The sequence below is a fragment of the Candidatus Peribacteria bacterium genome (assembly GCA_023038255.1).
GTDB lineage: Bacteria > Patescibacteriota > Gracilibacteria > Peribacterales > Peribacteraceae > CALREJ01.
The window spans coordinates 670,296-687,125 of the sequence record CP082927.1 but is presented as its reverse complement, the minus strand read 5'-3'; the positions used below and the strand labels follow the sequence as shown (position 1 = coordinate 687,125).

Sequence of the window (16,830 nt, the reverse complement as noted above, 5' to 3'; positions counted from 1 at the left end):
ATGCTGAGAGTTGCCATTAACGGATACGGACGCATCGGGCGTCTGGTCCATCGTCAATTCATTCAGGAGTATGGAGATACAGTCGAGGTCGTCGCCATCAATGCATCATCCGACGTGGAGATGCGTGCGTATTTACTCAAATACGATTCTCTCCACCATCGTCTCAATGCCGATATCAAAGTGGACGGCGAAGACATGATCGTCAACGGCAAGCGTGTGAAAGTGGTGAAAGAGCGTCACCCGGACAAGTGTCCGTGGGCTGAGCTGAACGTGGACATTGTGGTGGAGTCGACGGGAAATTTTGATGTGCGCGAAGAAGTTGCCGGACATCTCGCAGCCGGTGCCAAGCGCGTGATTGTGACTGCACCAATGAAAGACGACACGCCGACCTTTGTGAAAGGGGTGAATGATCATCTGCTCACAAAAGACATGGATATCATTTCCAATGCATCCTGCACAACCAACTGTATTGCACCGGTCATTATGCTCATCGATCAGCTCTACGGTATTGAGTTTTTGCTGGTGAGTTCTGTGCATGCATTTACCGCATCGCAGAACCTGCTTGATAACAAGGCGAAGGAAAGCGGTGAACTCCGGAGAGCGCGTGCAGCCACGCTGTCCATGATCCCGACAAAAACCGGCGCCGTGAAAGCGTGTGCTTCTATTTTTCCGCATCTGAAAGGCAAAATCGACGGTATGGCGTTCCGTGTTCCTGTGCCGACCGTGAGCTGTGCGTACATGGCATTCACGCTCAAAAAAGATGCGACGGTTGAAGATATTCATGCGCACTTCAAGCAGGCTGCTGCCTCTCCTCAATTGAAAGATGTGCTTGAGGTATCGGAGGATCAGTGTGTATCGATTGATTTCCAGACAGATCCGCATTCGTCGATTATTGACGCACCATCCACGAAAGTGATCGGCGGACGTGCTGCACAGATTCTGAGCTGGTACGACAACGAATGGGGCTACGCGATGCGTGTGACGGAAATGACCGTCCGCCTCGGCGAACTATTGCATTCTTAAGAGTTTCATCTCCTTCCTTCCACCCATGAACTCCACCGCCATGCTCATTCCGGCACGCGTCTCGCTCAATAATCACCTGTACCACGTGAGTAAGGCATCCGATGATCTCCGTCACCTGATTCTCGATATCGCACGCTCTGCCAAATACATTCAGTTCGCATTGCGTACGACACAGACAGGACTTGCGGGAACACGAAATCAATTTGGAGAAGAGCAGATCAAGCTCGATGTGCTCAGCGATGACATTATCCAGCAGCACATTCGCGAAAGCAGACTGGTTGCAAGCTACATTTCCGAAGAACAGAGCGAGGTGATTGAACTCAATTCCGATGCTCCGTATTCCGTTGTCTACGATCCGCTCGATGGCTCCTCACTCGTCGATGTGAACTTTTCCATCGGGACGATTTTCGGTATTTACCCGGGCAAGGAACTGATCGGCCGTAAGCCAAAAGAGCAGGTTGCTGCCCTCTACATTCTCTACGGACCACGCACGCTCCTTATCTACAGTTCCGGCAACGGCGTGCATGAATTCCTGCTCGATGACGTCGGAGAGTTTGTGCTGCTCCGCGAATACATGGGCATTGCAGACGATGCAAAAAACTACAGCCCCGGAAACCTGCGCGCCATTAAAGACAACGCCGGGTACGCTGCACTCATGCAGACGTGGATGGATGAAGAGCTCACACTCCGCTATTCCGGTGCGATGGTTGCGGACGTGCATCACGTGTTCAGCAAAGGTCAGGGCGTATTTACCAACGTCGGCGGTAAGAAGTATCCGGAAGGGAAATTGCGCCTCGTGTTTGAATGCGGCCCCCTCGCCTATCTTGCAGAACAGGCAGGAGGCAGCGCATCTGATGGAAAAGGATCTATCCTCCATAAAACGATCGAATCTATTGATCAGCGCAGCCCCATCATCATCGGATCGAAGAACGAAGTCGAGCGGTCTGTGAGGATGTTAGCGGCTAGAAGCTGAAAGCCGAAAGCTCTCTCAATCCCAGAACGGTTCCTGCAGGGCTTTCTCGATCACTTCGTCGAGAGTCTTTCTGTTTTCCTCACGGATAGGCTTTCCTTCGATTTTGTAAATGCGCTTCATGGAGCGGTACGTTCCCCATGGGTAATACCGTTCGCGGCGCGGACGCATTTTTCCTTTCATTTTCGGATCATCGGACGGAGCTGCATCGGCATCTGCTTCCACCACTTTGTTTTTCATGGCGAGCGGCTTGGACTTTCCGTTTGGCAAAAATTCCACACGACCGACGACTGTGCGCAGTTCCGGATCGACATACACCAGATCGTCATCTTTATAGGTGACGGTGACGACGGTTGCCTCTGCGGGTGGCTGGACGGGTTCAGTCATGTTTTAGCTGATAGGTTATGGGTTATAGGTTATAGGTTATGGGATACTAAAAAAAGCTCTTTCCTTTTAAATGCGCAATAATGCTTCCAATCACCTATAAGCTAAAAACTATAACCTATAACCCAGATTACCGGTGCAAATGATGCTCTTCTGGTTCCAAAGGAGGAGGTGGGGGTGGAGGCGGCGGAATGTGGTGGAATTCCTGGCGCTCACTTTCAATCGAGTGTCCTTCCGGATGATGGAACAGTTCGTGGGAATCCGTCTTCCGGTCTTCCTGCCAGCGCAGGAAAGCATAAATACTGACCACAATGCTGCCAATGAGCGCTGTATAAATGCCGAAACGGATTTCGATGCGGGAATATTCATACGTCACTTTCATCAGCACAGAGAGGGCAGCTAGAAGAAGGACAGTGACCTGCGATGCAAGACAAAGCCGGACGATGTCGCGCTGTTTTCTGCGGACAATGGCGGGACCTCCGAGGAGCGGAACAAGTGTGATGAGGAGCAGGAATGCAAGAATTGCAAAGACTGCAATGCCGATGAACGATGTATAGAATCCAAAACCGGTATATGTGACAGCATCTCCTCCGAGCCATTCTCCGGAAAGCCATGGCAACGTGACAGAGATGAGCGCAATGATTGCCGCTCCATTTAATATTCGTTCTTCAAGATCCAATGCTGTCCATGCGCGCTTCATGTGAGTGACCATGGGTGAATGGTAGCAGAAAGAAAGCGGGAGATGAATGGACAGTGACCGCGCTTGCTAGTCGCAGTACACTGGGTGCATGCACATCGGAATCGACGTGCGCGAAGCATGCGCACTTCATCGCACCGGCAAAGGTCAGTGGACATTTGGATTCGTGTCGGAACTTCTCATACGCGATGCAGAGATGACACTCTATACAGACGCTCCCCTTCCGGAGAGCTGGCTAAATATCATCGACAAAAAAAAGACCGTGCACGTCGTGACCATCGAGACGAAAGGTCTCTTTTGGCACTGGAGAGCGGCATTACATTTTCTGCAGCACGATGCCATTCATGCGTATGTCAGCACCGTCAGTTACATTGTGCCGTGGATTGTCGGCCGCAGAAAAAAAGTTATTCCTGTCGTGCACGATCTCATTGCATTTCAGAATGAGCCGCATGACGCGCGTGCAACATTCATAGAAAAAATGACGCTGCGCCGCACGGTCTTTTCGGCAACGCGCATCTGCACAGTCAGTGCGTCGACGATGAAAGATCTGCTCAACAGATATCCGAAGCTGCCTGATGCGAACATCATTCCGGTCTTCGCAGGACCCATGACGAACGATACATCCGATAATCGCGCAGACGGCAAAACAATTCTGTGTATTGCCACGCTGTGTCCGCGAAAAAATCAGCTGCGGCTGATTGCTGCATTCGCATCTCTTCCCGGACATCTCCGGGCATCGCACAGACTTGTGCTCGTCGGCAAACGCGGATGGGATGACGAAGAGATTGTGAGACGCGCATCAACCACGCCTAATGTTGAATGGAAGCAGTACCTGCCGGATGATGCATGTGAAACATTATTCCGGTCTGCAACTGTCTTTGCATTCCCCTCTCTGTACGAAGGATTCGGGATGCCGGTCCTTGATGCATTCCGCCACGGCGTTCCGGTCCTGACATCCGATCGCGGCAGCCTGAAAGAAGTCGCAGGCTCTGCAGCATTGCTCATCAATCCAGAAAGCGTAGAGAGCATCCGTCACGGACTCGAAAAAATCCTCACAGATGCAGATTTGCGCCATTCGCTGCGGGAAAAAGGCAAGAAGCAGGCGGAAGAATTCTCATGGAAACGGACGGTGGATCTGTTTTTAGCGGCTCTGTAAGCGTATCCTCCTTTCCTATGGGGCACTATTCAAAGATCGGCCTGACTATTAAACCGCACCTGACGGACAAAGAGGACACGATTGCGTCCATTCTTGCCATTCTCCGGACAGAAGGCGCAGAGGTTTTTGTGGATAGAGTGAATATCGGCGAGTGCGAGAGCGTGAAAGATCTGCCGTCCATTTCACCAGATGTGCAGCTGGATGCGTTACTGGTGATTGGCGGTGACGGAACCATTCTGCGGTCCGTGCGTCAGCTCACGCAGTTTTCTGTGCCGATCATCGGCGTGAACAGAGGGGCTGTCGGATTTCTGGCGGAGGTGACAATGAAAGAAGCCGATACCTTGTTGCCTTTGCTCCTGCGCGGTGACGGAGTGATGGACGAGCGCAGTATGCTGACAGTCACTGTGGAGCGTGGAGGAAACAATATTTTTCAGTCATATGCACTGAATGAGGCGGTTATTTCCCAGGGCACTATCTCCCGCCTGCTTGATCTCAAAACAAATGTCGGAAAAGAGCATCTCGCCAATTTCCACGCCGATGGATTGATAATCGCAACCCCGACCGGATCGACCGCGTACTCTCTCGCTGCGGGCGGACCTGTGGTGCATCCGCAGATCGATGCCGTTATTTTGACGCCTATCAATCCTCATAGCTTCAACCAGCGTCCGATTGTCCTGCCGTCGCATGCTGATATTGAAGTGGAAGTCTTTAAGGCCAACGAATCGTTTTTGCAGAGCACGGTGAGTCTGACGATTGATGGACAGGTCTACCACGAACTGCAGCGACAGGATCGTGTGCATGTATCGGTGCACTCGGAAACGATCAAATTCCTGCGCCGCCGCGAGGATACGTTTTTCCATACACTCCGCACCAAACTCAAATGGGGCGAGAGACTGGAGCAGTAATCACCGCTGCCTGTTCACTGCGGCATTCCATCATCACGCCCATGCAGAACGGATGTTTTCCTGCATCGTGCATCATACGTTTGATAATGTCTGTTCCGTCACTTCCGCCAAAGAGTGCTGCATGCGGCTCGAATTGATACACGTCTTTCATCAGCGTGGTTGCGTCAGGAATATACGGCGGGTTGCTGACGAGTAAAAAAGGTTCGGCAATATCCGCGAGCGGTGCACATGCGTCGCCTTGTACAAAGATCATGCGATCACTCACGCTGTGACGATCCGCATTTTTCCTGGCGATCCTCAGTGCCTGCGGACTGATATCCGTTGCGATCACTCTGATGCTCGGCACTTCGCAGGCAAGCGTGATCCCAATGCAGCCGCTCCCCGTTCCGACATCGGCAACGGTGCGGACTGTCGACACATCGCCCCAGATATTCGATGCGATGACGATTCCTGTATCGGCGTCTATAACAGGCGCGACAGTCTCGCCTTTCATGCACCTGATTGCACTCTCAGCAAGCACCTCTGTTGCGGGTCTCGGAATAAGGGTGGATGAATGAACGCTGAATGATCGTCCGTAAAATTCTTTCTCCCCTGTTATGTATGCAACGGGCTCCCCTCTTTTCCTGCGATAGAGGCATTCAGACCAGCGTTCCCCCTCATCTGATGTGAGTTCATATTCCGGATGCGCAAGAATCCAGGTTTTTGGTTTCTGCAAGACAAAGGACAAAATGACATCCCGGTCGAGGGCATCAACGCCATTTCCCTGTGTATCGCGTATCAACATGACGCTATCATGCCAGAGATGAAGATAATTGCGATCGATTGCCGGTTTGCAGCCACCCTGTCTGGAATCGGGCGTTATACCCGCGAACTGGTGACCTGCCTGGTGGAAGAAGACGGTGACGTGCATTACGTTCTTTTTGTGAGATCGCCCGATGAAGAGTGGATTCCCCGCAGTGCCCATGTGCAGATCGTGACAGCGGATTTTCCGCATTATTCCCTCAAGGAACAGACCACTCTTCCGTCATTGCTCCGCAAAGTGCATGCGGATCTTTTCTTCTCGCCGCATTTCAATATTCCGTTTTTCTGTCCGGTGCCGTTTGTCGTGACTATTCATGATCTGATTCTGCACCGGTTCCCAAACGACGCATCACGTCTGAAAATTCTTCTGTACAAAATTCTCATTTCCCGTGCGGTGCGCAAAGCAACGCGCATTCTGACAGTCAGCGATTTTACGAAAACAGAAATCCGCGAGATGTACGGCAAGAGAATCGCCAAAAAATCCCACGTTGTCTGTGAAGGTGTCTCCTCTCTCTACCGTCCGGCCTCAGAGACAGAGCAACAGCGTGTCCGTTCAGTGTATGGCCTCGATCGTCCGTATCTGCTCTATGTCGGCAATGCGAAAGAACATAAGAATGTGCCGCTTCTCCTGAAAGCATTTTCCCGTGTACAACAGGCAGATCGCGATCTTGTGCTGATGACCGGTGGAAAAGAGTATGAAAAATTACTGCCGCTTCCACCGCATGTTCGTCAGCTTGCCAATGTGCCGGATGCGGATATGCCTGCGCTCTACTCTGCAGCAGATGCACTCGTGACCGCGAGTCTGTATGAAGGCTTCTGTCTGCCGGTTGCGGAAGCGCTTGCCTGCGGCACACCGGTGATCGCAGCAAGCCGCAGCGTGCTCCCGGAAATTACCGCAGGACATGCGATGCTGATCGAACCGACAGTCGATGCATTTGCAGACGCGATGTCGATGACATTTCAAAAGAAAGAACCATACATTGTCGGGACCTGGACAAAAGCTGCACAGGAAACAGCAGCCATACTCAAAAATTCCTGAAAGCTTCCACCTTCGCTATGGCTACGGCGGACAAGGAAAGCTAAAAGCTAGAAGCTCATGAAAAAAGTCCCCATCTCTCGACGAGGACTTTCTTCAATACACATTTTCTTCTCTTAGTTGTCGATCGTAATCGATGTGCTGGTGATGCTGCCCATGACAGCCGGGCCGGTCACATTGGAGAGATCGAGCGCGAAGGTCTTTCCAGAGCTTGCGCTTGAGGTCTTGATGATGGGGATACGCACTTTCTTGGATGATTCACCCGGAGCAAATGTCAGTGTGCCGGATGTGTTGGTGTAGTCGACACCAGCGCTCGCGGTGAGCGGAGTGGTGGAATAGTTCACTGTGACTGTTCCTGCAGCGGCACCGGCGCGCTGGACAGGGATGTCAATGTAGCCGCTGGACTTGCTGACGTTGTACGTCGCCTTCACGAATTTCACTGTGCCGGAACCGGACTCAGCAGACTCGTTATCAAACAGTGTGACTGGGGATGATGCGACTGTTCCGAGCGAGGCTCCCCCTGTCGGTGAACCGATGATGATGTTGAACGACTTGTTTCCGGTGATGCTTGCGTTGTAGTTGACCGGAATGCTGATAGTCTTCGATGTTTCACCTGCGTTAAATGTAAGCGTGCCGCTCACACTTGTGTAGTCGGAGCCGGATGTTGCGGTGCCGTTCGATGTGCCATAGGCAACGGTGACTGTTCCGGTTGTTCCTTCTTCGCGCAGAACGGTGACAGTGAGAGGTCCGCTCTTTTCATTGATCATGTACGCAAGGGCACTGAGGTTGAAGACTCCTGCCGGGTTGCTGGATGAACTGGAGCTCACAGATCCGTTTGATCCTGCAGAGGATGAGTTTGCAGACTGGTTGTCCTGAATCGTGACTGTCGTTGTGCTCGGGTTGCTGAGTGTACCGCCGTTTGTCACGTTGCTGAGAGCAACGGTAAACGACTTGTTTCCCTGAGCAAGCGGGTTATTGATCATGGTCAGGCTGAACGACTTGCTTGTTTCGTTGTTCGCGAAAGAGAGTGTGCCGCTTTTTGCGGTGAAGTCTGTTCCGGAGACAGCAGTACCGTTCACTGTTGTGTAATCAACGGTGACTGTTCCCTTTGCGCCACCTGTGCGGACGACGAAAATCTGCACAGCGGAACTTTCTGCCGTTGCATAGGTTGCTGCCGTAAAGCGGAATGTTCCCTGCGGCGGAATAACGCCGACGGAGGAACTCGAGCTGCTGGAGCTGCTCGATGATGAGCTGATGCTCTGCCTGCTGGAAGAAGAACTGCGCACCTCAACAGTGCCGCCGTCTGTCAGCTCGTCGCGGAAACGCTGGAGCATGACAGCCAGCTGACCGCGGGTCACTGCATCGTCCGGACCGAATTTTCCGTTGTCGTATCCCTTGATGATGCCGAGGCTATACATTTGTCCGATGGCGGCGTCATAGAAGGAACCTGCCGGAACATCCGGGAAAATTGCTGAACCGCGCACAGTGGCCGCGATTCCTGTACCAGCGACACCAACAAGAACGCCGACTGTAAACACAGCGCCCATCAGTGACCGCATCTTTCGTGACGTGAAAGACATAGCAAAGAGTGGAAAGTAAATGAAAGAGGCTCCAGTGTGCGAATCGGAGCGCAACAATGCAATGGAATGTGATGGACAGAACCGTTTTTCGGGACGAGACTATAGAGCATGGATCGCCTCTTCTCTGTTCTGCCGAAAGTTCTGCGTAAACGCGGACTCCAGGAGCATGCAGAAGGTGCGCTTGTCGTGTTGCGGGCCAACCGCTGGTTTGAGGAACATTTTCCGCATCTTAAAGGAGTGGTTTCCGTGAAAACATATAAAGAAACCACGCTGCATATTCAGTGCAGGCACTCGATTGCGGTTCAGGAATGCCAGGGTGCCATTGCCGATTTAAAGGCTTTTTTGGCAAAAGAATGCGCATTTGCCGGGGTTATTGATGTCCGGATCGGACGGGATTGATGCTTTTTGAAAGAAGACTTGCATCCGAAACTCTCTCTCCCTAGACTGCTGGCCTACTATGTTAGTTCTTCGTCTCCAGCGCACCGGCCGTAAAAACCTGGCAACCTACCGTATTGTTGCCGCCGAGAAGGCTCGCCCTGTAAAGGGAAAGTCCATCGAAATCCTCGGGCACTATCTGCCTGCGGAAAAGAAGCCTGTGCTGAGCGTGAACACCGAACGTGCCACCTTCTGGATCTCCAAGGGTGCTATCCCGAGCGACACTGTTGCCCGCATTTTGAGCAAGCAGGGTATGAAGGGAATGGAAAAGTACATGGATCGCTACACAAAGAAGCGTTCGAAGAGCGCACCTGCTGAAGAGCCGGCTGCTCCTGCTGCCGCTGCACCGACTCCGGCTGCAGAACCGGTTGCGGAGGCTGCTCCTGCAGAGGCTCCTGTCGCTGAAGCTCCTGCTGCACCTGCAGCTGAGGCCGCAACGACTGATGACAACGCAGAAAAGAAAGAGTAATCTCATCTCCGTATGAATAATTCCACCCCGTCGACGGACGTTCCGGGCCTGGCCTTTCTGCGCTATGTTCTGGAGTCCATTATCGAAGACAAAGATGAGCTGGTCATTGAATCCCGGCTCGATGAACTTGGCATTCTTTTAACCGTGCAGGTGAGTGACCGCGATATGGGAAAGCTCATCGGCAAAAGCGGACAGACTGTCAAAGCTCTCCGCACGTTGCTCCGGATCCTTGGCGGCAATCTCCAGCAGCGTATCAATCTGAAAATTTTAGAGCCGCCGACTTCATCCACCCCTTCCTAACATTTTATGCTACGTGAACTTCTTGAAAACGGAAGCATCATCGACATTATTGCGACCTTTATCGCACTGTCCCTGATCGTTGCTTCCATCCTCTGTTTGGTGTTCATCATCATTGGAGGTATCAGCTTTATCCTCTCTGCGGGTAACGAAGACAAAATCCGCAAGGCCGTTCATACGATCCGCTATGCAATCATCGGTCTGATTGTCACCTTCGTCGCGTTCTTCGCCGTTGCGTGGATCAGCAGACTGCTGAATATTCCGTTCGAGCTCAACTTCACGACCATCGTGAATCTCATGCAGGAAATCTTCCAGTCACTCGGAAACACCGGAGGAACCGGAGCGTAAGTCTTTCAAAAGAATGAGAAAGGGCCCTATATGGGCCTTTTTTTATGAATTCCATATTTTAAATAATATTGTATAATATACAATAGTTTCTACACCTCATTCCACGATTGTTCGTTGGAATCACCGTACCCCTTAGATGGAGAAGTTGAGATGCTGAATTATGCCCACGATGTCGTTGTTGATTTCATGAGCAACCGTGTGACGTGGTTTTTGACCGCGTCCATCTTGATGTTGTTCTTAATTCAACCAATTTGTTACCTTTGGAAACAAGCACGCCTGACAGCTCTCTACCTCGCTCGTTGCGTCTGGTTGAGTTGGGAGGGTCGTTGCTGCTGGCTGGGGATCTTTGCCGTCGGAGAGATGATGTTTTCTTGCTCTCTGATGAGTCGTCAATCCGGTCAAATGGTTGACGACCCGATGTTTGTTTTCATTATTGGGAGCATTATCTACGCATGGATCACGAACTTCATTGTTCAATGCTTTGATGACGAAACAATAACCGCCTTGTACAACATCGAAGCAGATGACAGGCAGCGTTGGGAAGAGACACATCCCCCGAAGCCCTATACTCCAAGTAAGCCATTCAGTTGGCTGGAGTTTAACTTCGGTTGGCGAACTCTTACGAAGATAACCAAATTCGTGCCTCGCCTCGCTGTGAGGCGTACGCGGAAGAAGCCATTGGAATAATAAATCGGAAACAATGGCAAAAAGGGGTTCGGATAGAAACTATCCGGGGCTGTAGCAATGCAGCCCCCCTTTGATATGCATATTTTCTATAAATCTTCTGATTTTTGTGTATACTCCAGCAACATTCCGGGCGCCTAGCTCAGTTGGTTAGAGCGACTCGCTTACACCGAGTAGGTCAGGGGTTCGATTCCTCTGGCGCCCACCAACCTCCGCAGGAGGTTGTCCGCCGTAGTCACACGAAGGCGGGCTGCGCATTACCATCAAAACCATCTCCTCCTGGCTACGGCTGGCAGGCCATTTTTAATCTATAGTGAAAGACCCCAGTATGGATAACTGGGGTCTCTCTTTGACAGTTCATTGCATGTTTGCTCGTCATGAGCCGAGGATCAACTTGCAGACAATGCTCGCCATGGTCATGGTCTGTCTCTCGTCCTCACTTTGAGACAGGATTGTGGCCTGGTCATAGAAGTGAGCTGCTTTGCGCAGATGTTCAACCAACTTCTCATTCTCGCTTTGCGCTGCCATGCGCCGATGCGCTGTTGCCAGTGCATTGGCGGCGACGAAGTTTGTCTCACTCATCTTCTCAATCTTCTCGTACGTGATGACGGCAATCTCCTCGATGTTTCCATCAATGAGGATCGCTGTCGTGTACGAATCGAAGCTCTTCCAGAACTCTGCCTTTTGCATAACGCGCGAAACCAACTTGATCTCGTCATTCTGTGCTTCGGTGGCGAAGGCGGAAGTCATGCTTGCAATAACGACGACCAAAGCTGCGATCAGAAACTTAAACATGCTATGTCTCCTTACTGTAAGTCCCCTCAAGACAAAGAAATGTATGGTGGCAACAGTTGCCAGCATCTCTTCATTCCTTTTCTTTGGGGCGCCGAAAACCGGCATCATAGCACTCTATACACCCGCGGATGGACACAGTGCTATGATCTGCTGAGGAGAACTCTGTCAAAGATCAGCTTCTACTTGCGTAGAAGTAACTATTATTATGATATAAATAATTAATTTAGTCAAATATGGCTCTCATACGTCGTTATAACTCACTCATTAGCTTGATCAGCGGCTAAAAATCCCTACACTGCTTTCATGGGTTTCATTGTTTTCATACAGGCAATTATCGCGGTTCTTCTGTCGTTTGCGATTCTTCTGCAGCACAAGGCGTCCGGCATGTCGATTGGCATGGGTGGCGCAGGTGTGACCTTCGTGCAGCGTCGTGGCGCAGAGAAAGTCTTGCATCAGGGTACGATCGTCCTCAGCATCGCATTCTTCATCCTGACACTCGTCGACTGGTTCGTCTGATACTCCCCTGATCGATGGTTCAATCTTCACGCTCCATTTTCCAGAGTCTGATTCGCGCGTATGTGCGATGGGAACGCTGGATTATTGCCGTGCTCGCGACGCTGTTTGTCGGAAGTCTCCTCATTCTGCTCTGGCGTTTTTACCGTCAGAGTACCGTGCTCGTTCCTGCAACAGGAGGCACGTATATTGAAGGATCGGTCGGGACTCTGCAGCCACTCAATCCGTGGTTCACCGTTACAAACGATGTGAACCGCGACATTGTGTCTCTTATTTTTGCAGGTCTCCTGAAATACAACCCGCAGACGCGTGCGATTGAAGAAGATCTTGCGACATATACTGTCTCCAAAGATGCAAAGACCTACACCCTCACCCTGAAACCGAATGTCTTTTGGCAGGATTCCACTGAGGAAGCGCCGCATCCGGTTACAGCAGATGACATTGTCTTTACCTATAAAACAATCCAGGATCCGGATTTCCCAAACAGCCTTCTCCGTCAGAATTTCCGCGGTGTGACCATCAATCGCATTGATGACAGAACCGTGAGCTTTGTCCTTGATCAGCCGTACGGATTTTTCACGAGCAATCTGACACTCGGTATTTTGCCGCAGTCGTCATTCAAAGATGTGCCGGTCAAACTGCTCGACCAGACGCTTGATTTCGGATTCAACCCCATCGGGGCGGGCCCGTACAAACTCAAAAGTATTGTCGAAACCGAATTGAGTACGGAAGTCACACTGGAACGTTTCGAGCGCGAACTTGCGCCGGAGTACCACCTCGAGCGCATTGTGCTCCGTGTCTTCCCGGATTATCAGACGCTCCTCTCGGATCTGCACAATCTTGATGGCATCCGCCTGGTGCCGCATACAGAGAACGGCAGGCCGGCTGTGCCCAACCGTTTCAAGGCAGGAAATTACACGCTACCGCAATACACAGCGCTCTTTTTCAACATGGACCGCAAGATCGTGCAGGATCAGGAACTGCGTCTCGGGCTTCAGCTTGGAACAAACAAGCAGGAGCTTGCCGAGTCTGTCGGAGAATCTGTGATTGTAGATACCCCCCTTCTCGAACTTGATGACACAGACTGGCGCTATCATTTCGATCCTGAAGCGGCAGCAGGCGCGCTCTTTCAGTCGGAGTGGTACTTCCCCGAAAAAATTCATCTCCAGCGCCTCCTTGAGCAGCGCGAAGCAAATCAGCAGGGACTTCTGAAAATGGAATCGGTTGTCTTTTTGGATACAGGGGCTGTCTTGAATGTGAGTGGCTCCGGCGGAGGACTGAGCGGCAAGAACAGGGTGAATGGTGCCCCGCTCCAGAGTAATCCGACATCATCCGGAGGATGGATTGTGGCATTGCCGACTGTGTCGCGCGGGACGGGCAGTATCCGCATCGGACTGAATCTTCTGAAGCTGACGGATGAGAAAGGAAAAATCATCGATTCATTTTACGTCCGCAGAGCAGTGGATGCCGTGCAGTATCAACTTGCTTTGAATGAACAGCAGCTTGTCGATATTTTCCTGAAGTCACGCGCGGGTAGCATTCCGGAAGATCAGCGCATCACCGTGAAGGACCTGACAGTTGAAAAAGGATTTTTGCGCCTGCGTCGTCCGACCGATGTTATTGGGACGCGTACGAATGATGCGGGTCAGTCGCTCACGCTTACCCTGCTCACGAGTCCGTCTCCGGCTTCCTATAAAGGGGTCGCTGAAAATGTGAAGAAGCAGTGGGGCAGACTCGGTGTAGATGTGAACGTGGTGATTCCTGAAAGCCGCGCGGATTTTGAGGACCGCCTTCTCAAGAGAGATTATGATGTTCTGCTCTTCGGGCAGTCGCTGCTCGACAATCTGGATAGCTATCCCTACTGGCACTCGAGCGGGGTCCAGAAAGTCACCGGTAACAGAAATGACCTCCGTCTGGATGCCTACAACCTGTCCCAGTACCAATCCTTCGCCAGCGATTCCCTACTGGAAACCATCCGTGGGACTGCCAATGAGACCGAACGCACGAATGCCCTCGTAAAGCTCAAAGAAGTACTGAAAAAGGATGTTCCGGCGATTTTCCTGTATTCCCCGCTCTACACCTTCTCCCACCGTGACGACATCCTCGGCATTGAATTGGGGCACCTATCCCTCCATTCCGACCGTTTTCTGACCCTGGGGCGCTGGTATGTGAAGCAGGAGCGTGTTTTTGCTGATGGAACAGGATGGCTCAGTTTTTTCCCATGGCTGTCAAGTCTGTTTGCGCAAGAGTAGGCCGAAATGCGGGTCTTATAGGCGTTACGCTCAGTGTTCTCTTACCATTGACGTATCCCCCTCACTCCCGTAGGATCTCTTCACCCTTTATGAACCACAGTATGGAAGTATTGCTCCTCGAAGACATCGCCGGCATTGGAAAGAAAAATGACCTCCTGGTCGTTGGAGACGGTTTTGCCCTCAATAACCTGCTCCCTCGTCGTGCAGCATTGGTTGCAACCCCTCTCGTCCGCAAGCGTTACGCTGACCTTATCCGTCGCCGCGCTGAAGAACGTGAGACAGAAAGAGCCGCTCAGGCTGGTTCTGCCAAGGCACTTTCCGGCAAGTCTATCTCCTTCACAAAGAAGGTCACGAAGGCCGGTAAGCTCTATGCAGCTATCAACCAGAAGGCAATCGTTGAGGCTATCAAGGAACAGCTCACGATGGATCTGACAGAAGACGCCATCATGATGGACGAACCGATCAAGTCGACCGGCACACATTCCGTCCGTATCAAGATGAACGATCAGATGATCCCCCTCTCTGTTGTCGTCGATGCAGAAAAGGAAGCAAAGTAATCACCGCATCATCGCATTTCAAACGGACCCGGAAGGGTCCGTTTTTGTATATAAAGCAGTCAATTGCTCTATATATTGACAAAATTAAAAAATAATATATTATAATAATACATATGGGCGCACTGTGCGTTCAATCGGAAAACCATATGTTGCCGAGATTTTCGGCTCCGATCATTTTAACCACCGAAGACAAAAGAGAACGAAGGTCATGAGTTTATTAACAGCAGAATACAAGGGAACGAATCGTGACGAGTCAGTCTATACGGGGAAGCTGGCATATTTGGTTGTCGGGAACCAGGTGTACTTTGCGTGTATAAAACGTGATGCACCCGACATCTATAATGCTGCTTCTGTGATTGTTCCTTTGCTGGAGAAATTGACGGGGAACCCTTGGCAGAACCTAATCTTCTTCAGCGTTGAGACGCACAATGGATCTATGGTCATGAAGAAGGGTGAATATGAAATCCATCGCATGTTTTTCAATGAAACTCAGGATGGGCTCAAGCCACTTTCATGGGATCTGATCGATATTTCAGCAAATAACAGGGCAGATCTGGAACAGTTCACCCCCGTACCAAAACTGCCAGGAATTGATCCTGCAATCTTGAACTTGTTCAAGATGTTCATTCATGAAAACGCAGAAGCTTAATACTTTCTGTATGTCTTCGGTGTGGACCAGGGAGCGACTTTGTCGCTCCCTGGTTTAACTTGCAATGGAATGTCGGTATCCCATAGGATGGTTCTTTACCACATGTATGGCGTATCTCTATTTCCTGTATAGCGACAAAGACCAGCGTTGGCACACGAACTGCACAGAGCTTGATCTCAAAGACCAGTTCAATGCGCATCGTACCGGGAAAGTCTCTGCTACCCGCAACAGACGGCCACTGCGGCTCGCGTACTTTGAAGAAATAGATACGTACAAACATGCCCGCAAACGTGAAGGATTCATCAACCACGCAGGCGCGGCGCAGGAAAAGAAACAGTTACTGCAGATGCTTCTGGAGCAACAAGAATTGTGGCCTATAGAAGGCCCTGTGATATGATCATTTCGTGTGGGCCAGTAGCTCAGTTGGTTAGAGCTCAGGACTTATAAACCTGCGGTCGGCGGTTCAACTCCACCCTGGCCCACCAAACAAATTATCTGTGTGGAATCCTAGCGAACCAAGCTTCTATTGGAATTAAGTCGACAGAATGTTTGCTATCCCATAGATACTCTCGTACTGTCAAATCAGTCTATTTTCTTTCCCCGTTATTGTATGACGACATTTTTTGACGAAGCAGAAGGTGCAGAAGCACCAGCAACGCCAGTGGAACCCGAAAGTGCGACTCCCGATACAGAGACCGCTGCGCAATAAGTCAGCCTCTCGATGAAGCCCGCTCCGGCGGGCTTTCGGATACAGACAAACATGCACACTCTCACTTTTCACTGCTATTTCGTTGACGCTTTGTTTTTCTTCCGGGATCATACTTTCTATGCGTACAACTTTCCTTTCAACATCGGCTCTTCTCTCTCTTGCACTTCTCACAGCCTGCACCACCTCACCTGATGGTCAGCAGAATAGTTCTTCTGCCAGTAGCGCCCAGACGTCCGTCTCGGACTCCCAGGTGATGATTCAGATTTCTGCCCCCCATGCGAATGCGACTGTAACCAGTCCGCTGACGGTCACGGGACAGGCGCGCGGAAACTGGTATTTTGAGGCATCATTCCCCGTCCGTCTCCTTGATGGCAATGGGAACGAAATTGCGATTACTCCTGCACAGGCACAGAGTGATTGGATGACGGAAGACTTTGTACCGTTTGTTGCCACATTGAATTTTACGACGCCTGCAACGCCTACCGGAACATTGGTTCTGGAAAAGGATAATCCGTCCGGCTTGTCAGAGAATGCGGCGGAGGTTCGTATCCCTGTGGCGTTTTAATATTC

General features: G+C 51.1%; 21 protein-coding genes and 2 tRNA genes. 18 read left to right on the top strand and 5 right to left on the bottom strand.

What is annotated here, in order from left to right:
• Complete coding sequence (gene gap, locus K8942_03250) at nt 1–1,023, top strand: type I glyceraldehyde-3-phosphate dehydrogenase (GenBank protein ID UPA22057.1); 1,023 nt, start codon at nt 1–3, stop codon at nt 1,021–1,023.
• A 25-nt stretch (nt 1,024–1,048) separates the two neighbouring features.
• Entirely contained in the window at nt 1,049–1,996 is a 948-nt protein-coding gene (locus tag K8942_03245; protein ID UPA22056.1) for a fructose-1,6-bisphosphatase, read from the top strand.
• A 15-nt stretch (nt 1,997–2,011) separates the two neighbouring features.
• On the opposite strand, the gene K8942_03240 is transcribed toward K8942_03245, so the two are convergent.
• Together K8942_03240 and K8942_03235 are read right to left on the bottom strand one after the other, a co-directional pair.
• On the bottom strand, nt 2,012–2,380 hold the full coding sequence (locus K8942_03240) for a hypothetical protein (GenBank protein UPA22055.1): 369 nt from the start codon (nt 2,378–2,380) through the stop codon (nt 2,012–2,014).
• Nucleotides 2,381–2,507: 127 nt separating this feature from the next.
• Complete coding sequence (locus K8942_03235; protein ID UPA22054.1) at nt 2,508–3,077, bottom strand: hypothetical protein; 570 nt, start codon at nt 3,075–3,077, stop codon at nt 2,508–2,510.
• 88 nt (nt 3,078–3,165) lie between these two features.
• Between K8942_03235 and K8942_03230 the strand changes: the two genes are divergently transcribed.
• Together K8942_03230 and K8942_03225 are read left to right on the top strand one after the other, a co-directional pair.
• Entirely contained in the window at nt 3,166–4,230 is a 1,065-nt protein-coding gene (locus tag K8942_03230) for a glycosyltransferase family 4 protein (protein UPA22053.1), read from the top strand.
• Between the two features lie 17 nt (nt 4,231–4,247).
• On the top strand, nt 4,248–5,135 hold the full coding sequence (locus tag K8942_03225) for an NAD(+)/NADH kinase (GenBank protein ID UPA22052.1): 888 nt from the start codon (nt 4,248–4,250) through the stop codon (nt 5,133–5,135).
• Here the strand turns inward: K8942_03225 and prmC are convergent.
• On the bottom strand, nt 5,107–5,919 hold the full coding sequence (gene prmC / locus K8942_03220; GenBank protein ID UPA22051.1) for a peptide chain release factor N(5)-glutamine methyltransferase: 813 nt from the start codon (nt 5,917–5,919) through the stop codon (nt 5,107–5,109). The two genes, K8942_03225 and prmC, sit on opposite strands and share 29 nt — an antisense overlap.
• An 18-nt stretch (nt 5,920–5,937) precedes the next feature.
• On the opposite strand from prmC, the gene K8942_03215 reads away from it, so the two are divergent.
• Nucleotides 5,938–6,975, top strand: a complete 1,038-nt coding sequence (locus tag K8942_03215) for a glycosyltransferase family 4 protein (protein UPA22050.1) — start codon at nt 5,938–5,940, stop codon at nt 6,973–6,975.
• Between the two features lie 113 nt (nt 6,976–7,088).
• Here the strand turns inward: K8942_03215 and K8942_03210 are convergent, their stop codons facing one another.
• Nucleotides 7,089–8,552, bottom strand: a complete 1,464-nt coding sequence (locus tag K8942_03210) for an S-layer homology domain-containing protein (GenBank protein UPA22049.1) — start codon at nt 8,550–8,552, stop codon at nt 7,089–7,091.
• Between the two features lie 108 nt (nt 8,553–8,660).
• On the opposite strand from K8942_03210, the gene K8942_03205 reads away from it, so the two are divergent.
• The 6 genes from K8942_03205 (at nt 8,661) to K8942_03180 (ending at nt 10,993) form a co-directional block, all read left to right on the top strand.
• A complete protein-coding gene (locus K8942_03205) occupies nt 8,661–8,951 on the top strand; it encodes a hypothetical protein (protein UPA22048.1) in 291 nt (96 codons plus the stop codon).
• Between the two features lie 58 nt (nt 8,952–9,009).
• The gene (rpsP, locus tag K8942_03200; protein ID UPA22047.1) at nt 9,010–9,456 is read left to right on the top strand and encodes a 30S ribosomal protein S16; all 447 of its coding nucleotides are present in this window, start codon (nt 9,010–9,012) and stop codon (nt 9,454–9,456) included.
• 12 nt (nt 9,457–9,468) lie between these two features.
• Nucleotides 9,469–9,756 (top strand): KH domain-containing protein, encoded by a 288-nt coding sequence (locus tag K8942_03195; protein UPA22046.1) that lies wholly within the window; start codon nt 9,469–9,471, stop codon nt 9,754–9,756.
• A gap of 6 nt (nt 9,757–9,762) precedes the next feature.
• Nucleotides 9,763–10,101, top strand: coding sequence for a hypothetical protein (locus K8942_03190; protein UPA22045.1), 339 nt, complete (start codon nt 9,763–9,765; stop codon nt 10,099–10,101).
• A gap of 114 nt (nt 10,102–10,215) precedes the next feature.
• On the top strand, nt 10,216–10,788 hold the full coding sequence (locus tag K8942_03185) for a hypothetical protein (protein ID UPA22044.1): 573 nt from the start codon (nt 10,216–10,218) through the stop codon (nt 10,786–10,788).
• 128 nt (nt 10,789–10,916) lie between these two features.
• Nucleotides 10,917–10,993, top strand: a tRNA-Val gene (locus tag K8942_03180).
• Nucleotides 10,994–11,160: 167 nt separating this feature from the next.
• Here K8942_03180 and K8942_03175 read toward each other — a convergent pair.
• Entirely contained in the window at nt 11,161–11,580 is a 420-nt protein-coding gene (locus K8942_03175; GenBank protein ID UPA22043.1) for a hypothetical protein, read from the bottom strand.
• Between the two features lie 303 nt (nt 11,581–11,883).
• Here K8942_03175 and secG point away from each other — a divergent pair, with 303 nt between their 5' ends.
• The 7 genes from secG to K8942_03140 all read left to right on the top strand — a co-directional run bounded on the left by secG (nt 11,884) and on the right by K8942_03140 (nt 16,825).
• Entirely contained in the window at nt 11,884–12,096 is a 213-nt protein-coding gene (gene secG / locus K8942_03170; protein ID UPA22042.1) for a preprotein translocase subunit SecG, read from the top strand.
• Between the two features lie 14 nt (nt 12,097–12,110).
• Complete coding sequence (locus K8942_03165; GenBank protein ID UPA22041.1) at nt 12,111–14,345, top strand: ABC transporter substrate-binding protein; 2,235 nt, start codon at nt 12,111–12,113, stop codon at nt 14,343–14,345.
• Between the two features lie 101 nt (nt 14,346–14,446).
• Nucleotides 14,447–14,902: a 50S ribosomal protein L9 gene (gene rplI, locus K8942_03160; GenBank protein ID UPA22040.1), complete on the top strand. Its 456-nt coding sequence runs from the start codon at nt 14,447–14,449 to the stop codon at nt 14,900–14,902.
• A gap of 124 nt (nt 14,903–15,026) precedes the next feature.
• On the top strand, nt 15,027–15,551 hold the full coding sequence (locus K8942_03155; GenBank protein UPA22039.1) for a hypothetical protein: 525 nt from the start codon (nt 15,027–15,029) through the stop codon (nt 15,549–15,551).
• A gap of 106 nt (nt 15,552–15,657) precedes the next feature.
• Nucleotides 15,658–15,948 carry a GIY-YIG nuclease family protein gene (locus tag K8942_03150; protein ID UPA22038.1) on the top strand — a complete coding sequence of 97 codons (291 nt, stop codon included), beginning with the start codon at nt 15,658–15,660 and terminating at the stop codon, nt 15,946–15,948.
• Nucleotides 15,949–15,959: 11 nt separating this feature from the next.
• Nucleotides 15,960–16,036: transfer RNA gene (locus tag K8942_03145), tRNA-Ile, on the top strand.
• Between the two features lie 342 nt (nt 16,037–16,378).
• On the top strand, nt 16,379–16,825 hold the full coding sequence (locus K8942_03140; protein ID UPA22037.1) for a Gmad2 immunoglobulin-like domain-containing protein: 447 nt from the start codon (nt 16,379–16,381) through the stop codon (nt 16,823–16,825).
• Nucleotides 16,826–16,830 lie beyond the last annotated feature (5 nt).